General features: G+C 61.1%; 12 protein-coding genes and 3 tRNA genes. All 15 read right to left on the bottom strand.

Annotated elements, in window-relative coordinates; translation table 11 throughout:
- Positions 1-7: 7 nt before the first annotated feature.
- The 15 genes from EYC95_RS06065 to EYC95_RS05995 all read right to left on the bottom strand — a co-directional run bounded on the left by EYC95_RS06065 (position 8) and on the right by EYC95_RS05995 (position 14,173).
- Positions 8-958, bottom strand: coding sequence for a FecR domain-containing protein (locus EYC95_RS06065; protein WP_131059550.1), 951 nt, complete (start codon positions 956-958; stop codon positions 8-10).
- Positions 955-1,464: a sigma-70 family RNA polymerase sigma factor gene (locus EYC95_RS06060; RefSeq protein ID WP_131059549.1), complete on the bottom strand. Its 510-nt coding sequence runs from the start codon at positions 1,462-1,464 to the stop codon at positions 955-957. Before EYC95_RS06060 ends, EYC95_RS06065 begins: the two co-directional genes overlap by 4 nt.
- Positions 1,465-1,712: 248 nt before the next feature.
- Positions 1,713-1,789: transfer RNA gene (locus EYC95_RS06055), tRNA-Asp, on the bottom strand.
- 105 nt (positions 1,790-1,894) lie between these two features.
- Positions 1,895-1,971 (bottom strand) — tRNA-Asp (locus EYC95_RS06050).
- A 55-nt stretch (positions 1,972-2,026) separates the two neighbouring features.
- Positions 2,027-2,102 (bottom strand) — tRNA-Val (locus EYC95_RS06045).
- Between the two features lie 193 nt (positions 2,103-2,295).
- A complete protein-coding gene (locus EYC95_RS06040; protein ID WP_131059548.1) occupies positions 2,296-3,072 on the bottom strand; it encodes an SDR family oxidoreductase in 777 nt (258 codons plus the stop codon).
- The gene (locus EYC95_RS06035) at positions 3,069-4,280 is read right to left on the bottom strand and encodes an O-succinylhomoserine sulfhydrylase (RefSeq protein ID WP_131059547.1); all 1,212 of its coding nucleotides are present in this window, start codon (positions 4,278-4,280) and stop codon (positions 3,069-3,071) included. Before EYC95_RS06035 ends, EYC95_RS06040 begins: the two co-directional genes overlap by 4 nt.
- Before the next feature lie 132 nt (positions 4,281-4,412).
- Complete coding sequence (gene purF, locus EYC95_RS06030) at positions 4,413-5,918, bottom strand: amidophosphoribosyltransferase (RefSeq protein WP_131059546.1); 1,506 nt, start codon at positions 5,916-5,918, stop codon at positions 4,413-4,415.
- Positions 5,919-5,959: 41 nt separating this feature from the next.
- Entirely contained in the window at positions 5,960-6,520 is a 561-nt protein-coding gene (locus EYC95_RS06025) for a CvpA family protein (protein WP_109633196.1), read from the bottom strand.
- 98 nt (positions 6,521-6,618) lie between these two features.
- Entirely contained in the window at positions 6,619-7,284 is a 666-nt protein-coding gene (locus tag EYC95_RS06020; protein ID WP_131059545.1) for an SPOR domain-containing protein, read from the bottom strand.
- A complete protein-coding gene (gene folC / locus EYC95_RS06015; protein WP_131059544.1) occupies positions 7,268-8,575 on the bottom strand; it encodes a bifunctional tetrahydrofolate synthase/dihydrofolate synthase in 1,308 nt (435 codons plus the stop codon). Before folC ends, EYC95_RS06020 begins: the two co-directional genes overlap by 17 nt.
- Positions 8,572-9,492 carry an acetyl-CoA carboxylase, carboxyltransferase subunit beta gene (accD, locus tag EYC95_RS06010; RefSeq protein ID WP_131059543.1) on the bottom strand — a complete coding sequence of 307 codons (921 nt, stop codon included), beginning with the start codon at positions 9,490-9,492 and terminating at the stop codon, positions 8,572-8,574. The genes folC and accD overlap by 4 nt, the downstream gene beginning before the upstream one ends.
- Positions 9,493-9,705: 213 nt before the next feature.
- Entirely contained in the window at positions 9,706-10,329 is a 624-nt protein-coding gene (locus EYC95_RS06005) for a phosphoribosylanthranilate isomerase (protein WP_131059542.1), read from the bottom strand.
- Positions 10,330-10,392: 63 nt separating this feature from the next.
- Positions 10,393-11,247: a tRNA pseudouridine(38-40) synthase TruA gene (truA, locus tag EYC95_RS06000; protein WP_131059541.1), complete on the bottom strand. Its 855-nt coding sequence runs from the start codon at positions 11,245-11,247 to the stop codon at positions 10,393-10,395.
- 280 nt (positions 11,248-11,527) lie between these two features.
- Positions 11,528-14,173 carry a FimV/HubP family polar landmark protein gene (locus tag EYC95_RS05995; protein ID WP_131059540.1) on the bottom strand — a complete coding sequence of 882 codons (2,646 nt, stop codon included), beginning with the start codon at positions 14,171-14,173 and terminating at the stop codon, positions 11,528-11,530.
- Positions 14,174-14,176: the final 3 nt, after the last annotated feature.

Raw genomic sequence — 14,176 nt, 5'->3', positions numbered from 1 at the left:
ACACGCTTCAAACACTATTTTTGCGCGGCAGCAGCGTGACCCAATATCGCGTACGCGAATGCACCTCCAACGGCAGGCTGGCCGCCAGCAGCGCCAGAATTCGATCGGTGTCTTCCAGGCGAAAACTGCCGGTGACGCGTAGGGAATCCAGTTCTGGCTCCCAGCGCAACACACCCGGGCGATAGGTGCTGAGTTCGCGCAAAAAGTCCCCCAGGGGCTGGTTCTGCGCCATCAGCACACCGTCGCGCCAGCCTGGAGCAAGGACGTCGAATGGCTCCACAGCGCCGGCACCCGTAGCCTGAAGGCTAGCTTGCTGGCCTGCGCGCAACGAAAAGACCGGTCCATGCAAAGGCTGCAACTGCACCGTGCCGTTAAGCACCGACACCTTGCACCCCGTCTGCCACTGACGAACGCATACTTCACTTTGACTGACGACCACCTGGCCGAAGTGCGTCTGGATCGTTAGCGGCGAGGTGCCAGGGACTTTCAGGGCAATTTCGCCCTCAACAAGCTTGAGTAGACGGTTGCTCAGATCAATATCGACGGCGCTCGCGGTGTTCAATTGCAGCGAGCTTCCGTCGGCCAACTGGACTTTCTTGCCCTCCCCGGTCGCTGTCCGCAGGTCGGCACTCCAGGCATCCAAAGGCAACTGCCGACTGATCAGCCAGGCGGCCGGCACCAACGCCACCGCGCCGACGGCGCGCTTGAGCACCGCGCGTCGGCTCGGCTGCGGTCGATCCAGACTGGCCATCGCCAGTGCTGACGGCAAGTCAGCAAAGCGTTGACGCAAGAGTTGCGCTTTTTGCCAGGCCTGCTCGTGGCTGGAATGACTGTCGCGCCAGCTCTGCAACTCCGCTCGGTCCCGCTCGTTGGCGGTGCCCGATTCCATGAGCGCCAGCCACTGCGCGGCAGCCCCTATGACTTGACGGGCGTCGGCCGAAGGGGCGGAACCGCTCACAGCGCCACCAGCAGGCAATGCTCGTAGGCTTGGGCCATGTAGCGCTTGATCGTGCGCTCCGAGACTTGCAGGCGCTCGGCGATTGCTTGATAACCCAGGCCTTCCAGTTGGCTCCAGAGAAACGCCCGACGTACAGGGGCCGCTAATCCATCGAGCAATTCGTCGAGGGCTTGCAGGGTTTCCAGCAGAATCCAGCGCTGCTCGGGGGATGGCACGCAGTCTTCAGGCAGGAGCGCCAGCGCATTGAGGTAAGCCTGCTCCAGGCTGCGGCGCTTGTAGAAGTTGGTCAGCAGCCGTTTGCCCACGGTCGCCAGGTAGGCGCGGGGTTCTTGCAGGTCAGCAATACGCTGGGAGCTGGCGAGCAAGCGCACGAATGTGTCCTGGCTCAGGTCCGCCGCATCGTGACCATTGCTCATGCGTCGTCTCAACCAGCTTTCGAGCCAGCCGCGATGGTCGCGGTACACATCGTGGAAAGTTTGCTCCTCCGGCATCGCTGCATCACTCATTTCAAGAAGCCCTGTGCCAGGAGTTATCGTAAATGAGAGTGATTCTAATTAATGTCGAACATATGAAGGAAGCCCTTTATGCATCGGCTGAGCAGAAAGGTTGGATTGACAAGGAATGAAGGGAGGAAAAGCCAAATCGCAGACACAAAAAACCCCGGTCTTTCGACCAGGGTCTTTGCTATCGACTCGAAGACTGCCAGTGGCTTTCTTCGTAGCTCCAAGGCGTTCAGTGGGCCTTGAGGCAGATATGGCGCAGCGGACGGGACTCGAACCCGCGACCCCCGGCGTGACAGGCCGGTATTCTAACCGACTGAACTACCGCTGCGTATCGCTTTGGACTTGCGTCCAAGTAACTCGTCTGATTGAAAGCTCTGAGACTTTTCAGTCTCTCTTTCAATCTCGAATCAGGGCAAGCCTGACGCGGAAAATATGGCGCAGCGGACGGGACTCGAACCCGCGACCCCCGGCGTGACAGGCCGGTATTCTAACCGACTGAACTACCGCTGCGCGTCGGTGGAGGCTTTTAAAAGCTTCCATCTTGCTTTCGCAAGACTCTCGGATTTGGTGGGTGATGACGGGATCGAACCGCCGACATTCTGCTTGTAAGGCAGACGCTCTCCCAGCTGAGCTAATCACCCGTTTGCATCTCCGAGGCCGCGAAATTTACGCAGGTAGCGAACCTAAGTCAATAGCAGGATTGAAGTTTTTCTGAAAAAGACAGAATCGTGTCATTCCACACCAGGGCCGCAAACCGTCAGACCGCTTCGCGAGCAGGCTCGCGATGAGGACGGCACACCCAACATCAATGCTGAAGACAGCACCTCTGCCCCATCACTCGCTGTAAATCATCTTCTTGGTCATGCCGCCATCGACCACAAACTCCTGACCCGTGACGAAACCGGCGTTCTTCGACAGCAGCCAAGCGACCATTGCCGCAACGTCTTCGACGGTCCCTACCCTGCCCGCCGGATGCTGGGCATGGTCGGCCTCTGTCAGGGGCTCAGCACGCCGTGCCACCGGGTCTCGCGCATCGATCCAGCCGGGGCTGACCGCGTTGACGCGAATTTCCGGCCCAAGGCTGATGGCCAACGCGTGAGTCAGGGCCAACAGACCGCCCTTGCTCGCCGCGTAAGCCTCTGAGTCCGGCTCGGACTGCGCAGCGCGGGTCGAGGCCAGATTGACGATCGCACCGCTGTGAGCGCGCAGATACGGCGCACAGTGCTTGGCCAACAGCATCGGGCCGCTTAGATTGACCGCCAGCACCCGATTCCAGTAAGCCAGATCGAGACTTTCCAGAGTAATGTTGTGCGGGTCGGCAATCGCCGCGTTACACACCAACGCATCCAGACGCCCGAACTGCCCCAACACCTCGGCGACGCCCAACGCCACTTGCCCCTCGTTCGAGACGTCCATGGCGATGAACCAGGCGTTTTCGCCCAGCACCTTCGTCACTTTCGAACCGCGCTCTCGATCAAGGTCGGTCAGCACCACTTGCCAGCCTTCGCTGATCAGCCAGGCCGCGATCCCCAGCCCGATGCCGCGTGCGGCACCGGTGACCAGTGCAACGCGGCCATGGGTGCCGGTGCCCGGCGTCGACAACTCGATCACAAGGCAGCCAACCCGCGCGCCAGATCGGCTTTCAGGTCAGCCACATCTTCCAGACCGACCGCGATGCGGATCAGGCTGTCACGAATGCCCGCCGCTTCACGTTCTTGCGGCGCCAGACGGCCGTGGGAGGTGGTGCTCGGGTGCGTAATGGTGGTTTTGCTGTCACCGAGGTTGGCGGTGATCGAAATCAAACGGGTCGCATCGATAAAGCGCCAGGCGCCCTCTTTGCCTCCCTTGACCTCAAAACTCACGACCGCACCGAAGCCCTTCTGCTGGCGCAGAGCCAGTTCGTGCTGCGGATGGCTCTTGAGGCCGGCGTAATGGACTTTCTCGATGCCGTCCTGCTGCTCCAGCCACTCGGCCAGTTGCTGGGCGTTGGCGCAATGCGCCTTCATGCGCAGGCTCAAGGTTTCCAGGCCCTTCAGGAAGATCCAGGCGTTGAACGGGCTCAGGGTCGGCCCGGCAGTGCGCAGGAAACCGACGACTTCTTTCATCTGCTCGCTACGACCGGCCACAACACCGCCCATGCAACGGCCCTGGCCGTCGATGAACTTGGTCGCCGAGTGCACGACGATGTCCGCGCCCATCTTCAGCGGCTGCTGCAACGCAGGGGTGCAGAAGCAGTTGTCCACCACCAGCATCGCGCCTTTGGCGTGAGCGATTTTCGCCAGCTCGGCGATATCCACCAGTTCGGCCAGGGGATTGGACGGCGACTCGACGAACAGCAATTTGGTGTTGGCCTTGATCGCCGCGTCCCAACCGGACAAGTCCGCCAGAGGCACGTAATCGACTTCAATGCCGAAGCGCTTGAAGTACTTCTCGAACAGGCTGATGGTCGAACCGAACACGCTGCGCGACACCAGTACGTGATCGCCGGCGCTGCACAGGCTCATCACCACCGCCATGATCGCTGCCATGCCGGTGGCCGTGGCCACCGCTTGCTCGGCGCTTTCCAGCGCAGCGATGCGCTCTTCGAACGCGCGCACGGTCGGGTTGGTGTAGCGCGAGTAAACGTTGCCCGGCACTTCGCCGGCAAAGCGCGCCGCGGCGTCGGCAGCGGTACGGAAGACGTAGCTGGAAGTGAAGAACATCGGATCACCGTGTTCGCCTTCCGGCGTGCGGTGCTGACCGGCGCGTACGGCCAGGGTATCGAACGCTACGCCTTCGAGGTCGCTGTCCAGCCGACCGGCATCCCAATCCTGACTCATGCTGTCACTCCTTGCCCTGCTCAGTAATAGATACAAAACCGGCCTGTAGGAGCATGGCTTGCCCGCGAAGGGGCCTTTGGGAACGCCAAAAGCTTCGCGGGCAAGCCTCGCTCCTACAGGCCGCTCGTTTACTCAGTTGTTATACAGATCAATGATTGCACTGACTGCCTGCGTCTTGACCTTGGAGGCATCGTTACGTGCCTGCTCGATCTTGTTCAGGTAAGCCTCGTCGACGTCGCCGGTCACGTACTGGCCATCGAACACCGCGCAATCGAACTTCTCGATCTTGATCTTGCCGCCACCGACCGCTTCGATCAAGTCAGGCAGGTCCTGATAGATCAACCAATCAGCGCCGATCAGGTCAGCAACGTCCTGAGTCGAACGGTTGTGAGCGATCAGCTCGTGGGCGCTTGGCATGTCGATGCCGTAGACGTTCGGGTAGCGAACGGCCGGGGCTGCGGAGCAGAAGTAGACGTTTTTCGCGCCGGCTTCACGGGCCATCTGGATGATCTGCTTGCACGTGGTGCCACGAACGATCGAGTCGTCCACCAGCATCACGTTCTTGCCGCGGAATTCCAGTTCGATGGCGTTGAGCTTCTGGCGTACGGATTTTTTCCGTGCAGCCTGGCCCGGCATGATGAAGGTCCGGCCGATGTAGCGGTTCTTCACGAAGCCTTCGCGGAACTTGACGCCCAGGTGGTTCGCCAGCTCCAGGGCCGCGGTACGGCTGGTGTCCGGAATCGGGATAACCACGTCGATGTCATGTTCTGGACGCTCGCGCAGGATCTTCTCGGCGAGTTTCTCACCCATGCGCAGGCGGGCCTTGTAGACCGACACGCCATCGATGATCGAGTCCGGACGCGCCAGGTAGACGTGTTCGAAGATGCATGGGGTCAGGGACGGGTTGGTCGCGCACTGACGGGTGTGCAGCTTGCCGTCTTCAGTGATGTAGACCGCTTCGCCCGGTGCCAGGTCGCGAATCAGGGTGAAACCGAGCACGTCCAGGGAAACGCTTTCGGAGGCGATCATGTACTCGACGCCTTCGTCGGTGTGACGCTGGCCGAAGACAATCGGGCGGATGCCGTGCGGGTCGCGGAAACCGACGATGCCATAACCGGTGATCATCGCCACGACCGCGTAACCACCGACGCAACGGTTGTGCACGTCGGTGACGGCAGCGAACACGTCTTCTTCGGTTGGCTGCAACTTGCCGCGCTGGGCCAGTTCGTGTGCGAACACGTTGAGCAGCACTTCCGAATCGGAGTTGGTGTTGACGTGGCGCAGGTCAGATTCGTAAATCTCCTTCGCCAACTGTTCAACGTTGGTCAGGTTGCCGTTGTGCGCCAGGGTGATGCCGTAAGGCGAGTTGACGTAAAACGGTTGGGCTTCGGCCGAAGTCGAGCTGCCCGCGGTCGGGTAACGCACATGGCCAATGCCCATGTGGCCGACCAGGCGCTGCATGTGACGCTGATGGAACACGTCACGCACCAGGCCATTGTCCTTGCGCAGGAATAACCGGCCATCATGGCTGGTCACGATACCGGCAGCGTCCTGGCCGCGGTGCTGGAGGACGGTTAGCGCGTCATACAGCGCCTGATTGACGTTCGACTTACCGACGATACCGACGATGCCACACATGCGACGCAACCCCTACTTAATGGATCTGAACTGAACACAACTCACTGAGGCGTTTTGGCCATCGGCAAGAGGTGCTCCTTGAACGGTATCTCAGCGGGTACGCTGATACCGCTGGCAAGCCACTGACTGCTCCACCCGAGGATCAGGTTTTTGGACCAGTCTGCGACCAATAGAAATTTTGGCACGAGCTGCGACTGTTGCCACCACCCGTCCTGCTGTACCGGCCCCAGGCTCAACAGCCCGACCGCCACGACCACCAGCAGCACGCCACGCGCGGCGCCGAAGGCCATGCCGAGGAATCGATCGGTCCCGGACAACCCGGTGACGCGAACCAACTCGCCGATAAGATAATTGATCATTGCGCCCACGATTAAAGTGGCGACAAACATGATGGCACAGCCCGTGATCACACGAGCCGATGGCGTTTCGATGTATCCGGCGAGGTACTCGGACAATGCACCACCGAACATCCAGGCGACGACTCCTGCGATGATCCAGGTCACCAGCGATAATGCTTCTTTGACGAAGCCGCGGCTCAGACTGATCAATGCGGAGATGGCGACGATTGCAACGATCGCCCAGTCAACCCAGGTAAATGGCACAGTGCAGCCTACAGACGGATAAGGCGGCGCATTTTAGCAGAGCCCATGGCTATCGGTAAGCTGCGATTGTCAGTGCATTTCAAATCGGGGCGATAGTTTTAACCGCGCTCAGGTTGGAAACGCACCACAAACCCCTTGAGGTTCTTCTGGCGGCCCAACAAGTCACGCAGACGATCGGCTTCGGCGCGCTCGATCAGCGGTCCGACAAACACCCGGTTCTTGCCATCTGCCGTACGGATGTAGGCGTTATAGCCCTGACTGCGCAGGTCTTTTTGCAGGCTTTCTGCACTTGCACGGCTCGACAGGCTGGCCAATTGCACCGACCAGCTGACCGACAGGCCATTGGCGTCGACGCGACTCTGAGTCGTGTCCGGCTTGCCCGGTGCAGCAGTGATTGGCTGAGGGGGCGCGGTTGCAGGCTTGGCAGCCATAGCAGGAGCAGGTGCTGGCGCGACCGGTTTGGCAACAGGCGCAGGCGCCACTGGTGCACTCGGTGCAATCGGCGCGGACGGTGCTTCTTGCTGAGCGATCTCATCATCGCTCGGCACCGGTTCTTGAGGCAGCGCTTGCGGCTCAGGCACCACCACCGGCTCGACCTGCACTTGCGGCATCGACGGTGCTTGCGGTGCAGTCGGGGCTTCGACCGTCACTTGACGCTGCTCATCCTGACGGGAAAACAGCATCGGCAGAAAAATAACCGCCAGCGCCACCAGAACCAGGGCGCCAACCATGCGCTGTTTGTATGCCTTATCCAGCAATGCCATTTGCCGCTTCCTCCGTGGAGCGCCGAGCCAGCCATTCAAGGGCCTCGGCGACACAATAAAATGATCCGAACAACAGAATCTCGTCGTCGCTCGTCGCCAGCGCACACTGCCCTTCCAGGGCGGCGACCACACTGTCATAGGACGTTACCGCGGCGCCAAGGTTCTGCAACGCCGCCTGCAAATCGGCAACCGGGCGCGCACGCGGTGAATCCAGCGGCGCGACAGCCCATTGCTGGACACTAGCATTCAATTCACTGACAACACCATCCAGATCCTTGTCCGCCAGCAATCCGAACACCGCCAGACGCTTGCCGACCGGCGGACGACTGGCCAGACGGCGCGCCAGATACTCGGCCGCATGCGGGTTATGCCCCACATCCAGCAACAGGCTCAGGCGCTTGCCCTGCCAGTCGAACTGACGGCGATCGAGACGACCGACCACCCGCGTCGCTTTCAGGGCCTCAATAATCAGTGCAGCCACCCACGGCAAACCGAGCAACAGGTAAGCCTGCAAAGCCAGTGCAGCGTTTTCCATCGGCAGGTCGAGCAACGGCAGATCGCGCAACTCGAGCACACGCCCTTGAGCGTCTACTCCGCGCCATTGCCAGTTTTGATCGGTGATACCGAGATCAAAATCGCGGCCACGCAAGAAAAACGGGCAATTGAGCTCGCGGGCTTTATCCAGCAGAGGTTGTGGAGGATTCAGGTCGCCGCAGAGCGCAGGCGCGCCCTGACGGAAGATGCCGGCCTTTTCAAAAGCCACGGACTCGCGGGTATCCCCCAGGTAATCGGCGTGATCGACACCGATGCTGGTGACCAGCGCCATGTCAGCATCGACCACGTTGACCGTATCCAGACGCCCACCGAGGCCGACTTCCAGCACCACGGCATCAAGCCCGGCCTGCTGGAACAGCCAGAACGCCGCCAGGGTTCCCATTTCGAAGTACGTCAGGGAAGTGTCGCCACGCCACGCCTCGACTGCAGCAAAGGCTTCGCACAGCTCGGCGTCAGTCGCTTCGACGCCGTTGACCTGCACCCGCTCGTTGTAACGCAACAGGTGCGGAGAATTGTAGACACCGACGTTCAGGCCCTGCGCCCGCAGCAGCGAAGCCACGAATGCGCAGGTAGAACCCTTGCCGTTGGTGCCGGTGACCGTGATCACCCGAGGCGCCGGCTTGCCCAGCCCCATGCGGGACGCTACCTGTTGCGAGCGCTCAAGGCCCATGTCGATGGCCGAAGGGTGCAACTGCTCAAGGTAGGCGAGCCACTCGCCAAGGGTACGTTCGGTCATAGGTTGGCAGGTACCGGTGGAACCACGATCGGCTCGATGGGTGCGGCGACGAATTTCGGCGTCGGCAGGCCCATCATTTGTGCCAGCAGGTTGCCCAGGCGTGGACGCAGTTCCTGACGGTGAACGATCAAGTCGATCGCGCCGTGCTCCAGCAGGAACTCGCTGCGCTGGAAGCCTTCCGGCAGTTTTTCGCGCACGGTTTGCTCGATAACGCGCGGACCTGCAAAGCCGATCAGGGCTTTCGGCTCACCGACAATCACGTCGCCCAGCATTGCCAGACTGGCGGAAACACCACCGTAGACCGGGTCGGTCAGCACGGAGATGAACGGAATGCCTTCTTCACGCAGACGCGCCAGTACCGCAGAGGTCTTGGCCATTTGCATCAGGGAGATCAGGGCTTCCTGCATCCGCGCACCACCGGAGGCGGCGAAGCAGATCATCGGGCATTTGTTTTCCAGCGCGTGGTTGGCGGCGCGGACAAACCGCTCACCCACAATGGCGCCCATCGAACCGCCCATGAAGGAGAATTCAAACGCCGAAACCACCACCGGCATGCCCAGCAGGGTCCCGCTCATGGAGATCAGTGCGTCTTTTTCGCCGGTCGCCTTTTGCGCAGCGGTCAGGCGATCCTTGTACTTCTTGCCGTCGCGGAACTTCAGACGGTCAACCGGCTCCAGGTCCGCGCCCAATTCGGCACGGCCTTCGGCGTCGAGGAAGATGTCGATGCGGGCGCGGGCGCCGATACGCATGTGGTGGTTGCACTTGGGGCAAACGTCCAGGGTCTTTTCCAGCTCCGGACGGTACAGCACAGCCTCGCAAGACGGGCATTTGTGCCACAGACCTTCAGGCACCGAGCTCTTCTTGACCTCGGAACGCATGATCGAAGGGATCAGTTTGTCTACTAACCAGTTGCTCATGCTTTCTTTCTCCAGTACCGGCGGCCCGAACGCTCTGGTTCGCAGCCCCGCGTATGCCCTTGAGCTAAATTCATGTGTGTGTGTGGCGATGATCGGTGGATGGTCGGGTCGGTGGAGCGTGACCTGCGTACAACCCATCAATCCTCAGCCGTGCCTGCTTTGTGCAGCGCAGTGCATTTTGGGACGGCGGCAGTCTGCCAGCCGTCACATCAACTACGTGCTACTACGTACAGCCTTGATGAATGCCTGAATCTTTGCGTGATCCTTGATGCCTTTGCTCGCCTCTACCCCACCGCTGACGTCCACCGCGTAAGGCCGAACCCGGTCGATTGCCTGCGCCACGTTATCCGGAGTCAAGCCGCCAGCGAGGATGATCGGCTTGCTCAAGCCTTGCGGTATCAAAGACCAGTCGAACGCTTCACCGGTTCCGCCGGGTACGCCTTCAACGTAGGCATCGAGCAGGATACCGCTGGCACTAGGAAATGCATCGCATGCCGCCGCGATATCGTCGCCGGCCTTGACCCGCAGTGCCTTGATGTACGGGCGGTGCCAGCCTTCACAGTCGGCTGCGGTTTCGTCGCCATGGAACTGCAACAGGTCCAGCGGCACGGCGTCGAGCAGTTCGCCCAACTCGCAGCGGCTGGCGCTGACGAACAACCCCACGGTGGTCACGAATGGCGGCAGCGCCTTGATAATCTCGCGCGCCTGCTGGACCGTCACCGCCCGCGGGCTTTTGGGGTAAAACACAAATCCGATGGCATCCGCCCCGGCCTCGACCGCCGCCAACGCATCTTCTATGCGGGTAATCCCACAAATCTTGCTGCGAACGGCTGACATGTCGATAAAACCTCAGGGCAAATCCGAGAAAGTCCCGGATGGTAACAAATGCGTTCGAGGGCGTCAGCCGTCAAGTTCAGAGAAGCCTGTGAGGAAGTGTGGGCCGATGTAACGCTCGGGCAATTCGAACTCGTCGCGATATTCGACCTGCACCAGATACAGACCGAACGGATGCGCCGTCACCCCGCCAGAACGACGGATCCGACTCTCCAGCACTTCCTTCATCCACTCCACCGGGCGCTCGCCGGCCCCGATGGTCATCAATACACCGGCGATGTTGCGCACCATGTGGTGCAGGAAGGCGCTGGCGCGGATATCCAGCACGATCATCTTGCCGTGACGCGTGACACGCAGGTGATGCAGTTCCTTGATCGGCGACTTGGCCTGGCACTGACCGGCGCGGAACGCGCTGAAATCATGGGTGCCAACCAGATACTGGGCCGCCTCGGCCATGCGCTCGACGTCGAGCGGACGGTGGTTCCAGGTGATTTCTTCGTTCAGGTGCGCCGGGCGGATCTGATCGTTGTAGATCACGTAGCGATAGCGGCGGGCGATGGCCTTGAAACGCGCATGAAAATGCGCCGGCATGACCTTGGCCCAGCTGACACTGACGTCGTGGGGCAAGTTGATATTGGCGCCCATGACCCAGGCCTTCATCGAACGCTCGACCTGGGCATCGAAATGCACCACCTGGCCGCAGGCATGCACGCCAGCGTCCGTGCGCCCGGCGCAGAGCAGCGACACCGGTGAGTCGGCGACTTTGGACAAGGCCTTTTCGAGGGTTTCCTGCACGGTGAGCACGCCGGAGGCCTGGCGCTGCCAGCCGCGATAACGCGAGCCTTTGTATTCAACGCCCAGCGCGATCCGGAAAAAGCCGTCGGCCGCCAGTTCGACGGCCGGGTTATCTATATTTGCCAAGGAGTAACAGCCTGCTGATAAGCGCAAAGGCGGGCATTATAAGGCCGCGCCACCGGGATGCCAGTGCAACAGAAAACAGGATATCGAATGTCAGGCCCTCTTCGCGAGCAAGCCCGCTCCCACAAGGTATTCGCGCCCGGCTTAAATACTTTGGGCAACACGAACCAATGTGGGAGCGGGCTTGCTCGCGAAAGCGGTTGGACAGGCAACACCGCAGCTAAGCGAAAACAAAAACGGCAGCCTCACTGGGCTGCCGTTCTGTTTACTGCCTGCCGAACACTCAAGCCAGATGCGAAAGCATCTCCTTGGCTTCGCTCTTCTGGCCAGCATTACCCTCGGTCACCACCTCATTGAGGATGTCCCGAGCGCCGTCGTTGTCGCCCATGTCGATGTAGGCCTGGGCCAGATCGAGTTTGGTGGCGACTTCATCGGTGCCGGAGAGGAAGTCGAAATCCGGCTCGTCCGCCGCGGAAGCCATAGCGTCTTCTGCGGTAAAGGTCGGCTCACCCATGCTCTGGGACAGACGATCCAGCTCGGCGTTGACGTCTTCCAGCTCAGCGGCGAAGGCGTCCGGCTCGGCCGGGGTGGTGGTGGCGGTGTCCATTTCATCGGCCAGCGACAAGTCGAAATTGGCCGGCAACTCCAGGTCATCCTGCGGAACTTCAGGCTTCACAGGCTCGGTAGGCAAGTCCTTCACGCCTTCGTCGAGATCCAGCAGGAAGTCGTCCTCAGCGAGGATCGCCGGCGATGGGTCTCCCCCCAGATCCATGTCCAGGTCGAAGTCCGACAGGTCGTCGAGGTTTTCCTTGATTTCGGTCTGCTCCTTCAACACCGACTCAAAGCTCAGGTCGTCGTCCAGCGGGAATTCTTCAAGGTCAGCCGCCGATTCCGGCTCGGGTGCAACCACCGCCGGAGAAGCGGCTTCCAGATCGTCCAGGCTTAGATCGAAGGCGCTGTCAAAGTCGTCATCGGCGGGGGCTGGCGCTTCCGGCTCGTCCAGTAGCAGGTCTTTGACGTACTGCGCGTCCAGCTCGGCGGCGATGGCGGCAGCGGCGAGACCACCGGCAGCCGCGATAACCATCGCAGGGAAACGGGTTTTAAGCTGTTCGACCTGGGCGAAGTTGTCACCGTTGGCCACCAACTGACGCTCCTGAGCGACAAACGCATCGCGATCGCCCTGCTGACCGTAGACTTCCATCAGCTTCAGGCGCAGGTCGCTGCGTTGCGGCTCTTGCTTGATGCCGTCTTCGAGCAACGCCACTGCCTGGTTCAAACGACCGGCGGCAATGTGCGACTGAGCCTTGGTCAGTACATCGTCATCGCGGTCGGCTGCCGGCGATATCAGTGGTGCGGCAATCGGCGGCGTGACCACTACCGGAGCAATCACTGGAGCCGGAGCAGGCATCGGCGCTGGCGCAGGAGTCGGCGACGTAGCGAGTTTCACGCTCGGCGGCGGAACTTCCAGGCCTTCGAAGCTGCTTTCCGGCAGGTCCTGCTCGGCGGAGAACTCCTTCTCCTCTTCCAGGGCACGTGCCATGCGCAGGTGTTTCTCGGCTTCTTGCTGCGCTTTGCGGCGACGTGCCAGCAACAGCAGCAACAACAGCAGAACCACTGCACCGCCGCCCACCAGGCCCAGCAGCACCGGATTGGTCAGCAGCTCGTTGAATTTCTGGTCGTCGGAAGCGACTGGCGTCGGCTCGACAGGTGGCTCGGCGGGCGCTGGCACCGGAGCGGCTTCAGGTGCCGCCGCCTCTGGCGCAGGCGCTACCGGTGCAGGAGCCACTTCCGTCGGCGCCGCCGCAGGGTCGGCGGCCAACTCAGCAGACATTGCCGGAGCGGCCGCGGCTGCAACCGGCGCATCAGCAGAGCCTTCGGCCTGCAACTTGGCCAATTGATTGTTCTTCAGCTCGATCAGGCGTTGCAGCTTTTCCATCTGACTTTGCAGATCGGTCATGCGGCTTTTCAGTTCGGCATTGTCACGACGGGTCGTGTCGAGGCTTTCCTGGGTGACAGCCAGTTTGTTGCCCAAGGCTTTGGCATCGCCTGCAGCGCCTTTGCCACGGGCTTTGCCGGTTTCGGCAGAGACCAGGCTCAGATTGTCTTTCGCCGCTTGCGACGGGGCTGCGTCAGCGCGGCCACGCTTGGTGGCATCGAGTTGCTGCTGCCCGGTGCCGGGCTTAGCCACATAACGACGACCCTGTCGCCATGCGGTGTTCTGTGCAGCGACTTCAGCGATTGCCTTGGTTTGCGGCAGGCCGGTGCTCTGCGCCTGATCGGGCATGCGCAGCACCTGGCCGGTTTTCAGGCGGTTGATGTTGCCGTCGATAAAGGCATCGGGGTTCAGCGCCTGGATAGCCAGCATGGTTTGCTGAACCGACCCGCCATTACGCGCCTTCGCGGCGATTTCCCAAAGGGTATCGCGCGGCGTGGTGGTGTATTGGATTGGCTTGGTGGCGCCAGTGACCGGCGCAGTGATCGTTTGGGTCGGCGCAGGCTGCGCAGCCGCTTCAGCGGTCTGCGGGGAGAATTTGGACGGATCGAGCAGCACGCTGTAATCGCGCAGCAGTCGACCGTTGGGCCACATCACCTGAACCAGGAATTTCACCATGGGCTCGGACAGTGGCTTGCTGGACGTCACACGCAGGATGCTTTTTCCGCTGGCGTTGAGCACTGGCGTGAAGGTCAGGTCGTTGAGAAACGCCTGGCGATCGACGCCTGCCTTGGCGAAATCTTCGGGCGAAGCCAGGCTCGGCACCACTTCCGCGGCGGTGAGGTCCTTGACGTCGAGCAGCTCGATTTCCGCCACCAGAGGTTGGTTCAGCGTCGACTTCAGGGTCAATTCCCCAAGCCCGAGGGCATGCGCCATACCGGAGGACAGCGCCGAGGCGGCCGCTATTGCTAACACCAGTTTGCGAACTTGAACCATAGC

Origin of the sequence: Pseudomonas sp. BGI-2, assembly GCF_004310295.1 — a bacterium.
GTDB lineage: Bacteria > Pseudomonadota > Gammaproteobacteria > Pseudomonadales > Pseudomonadaceae > Aquipseudomonas.
The sequence above is the reverse complement of the archived record's forward strand: the minus strand, read 5'-3'. Positions and strand labels throughout refer to the sequence as shown.

Bases quoted from the DNA above. Each gene is read 5' to 3' on its own strand.
- EYC95_RS06005 (WP_131059542.1), bottom strand. From the start codon at position 10,329: ATGTCAGCCGTTCGCAGCAAGATTTGTGGGATTACCCGCATAGAAGAT.
- EYC95_RS06060 (WP_131059549.1), bottom strand. From the start codon at position 1,464: ATGAGTGATGCAGCGATGCCGGAGGAGCAAACTTTCCACGATGTGTAC.
- EYC95_RS05995 (WP_131059540.1), bottom strand. From the start codon at position 14,173: ATGGTTCAAGTTCGCAAACTGGTGTTAGCAATAGCGGCCGCCTCGGCG.
- EYC95_RS06020 (WP_131059545.1), bottom strand. From the start codon at position 7,284: ATGGCATTGCTGGATAAGGCATACAAACAGCGCATGGTTGGCGCCCTG.
- folC (WP_131059544.1), bottom strand. From the start codon at position 8,575: ATGACCGAACGTACCCTTGGCGAGTGGCTCGCCTACCTTGAGCAGTTG.
- purF (WP_131059546.1), bottom strand. From the start codon at position 5,918: ATGTGTGGCATCGTCGGTATCGTCGGTAAGTCGAACGTCAATCAGGCG.
- accD (WP_131059543.1), bottom strand. From the start codon at position 9,492: ATGAGCAACTGGTTAGTAGACAAACTGATCCCTTCGATCATGCGTTCC.
- EYC95_RS06035 (WP_131059547.1), bottom strand. From the start codon at position 4,280: ATGAGTCAGGATTGGGATGCCGGTCGGCTGGACAGCGACCTCGAAGGC.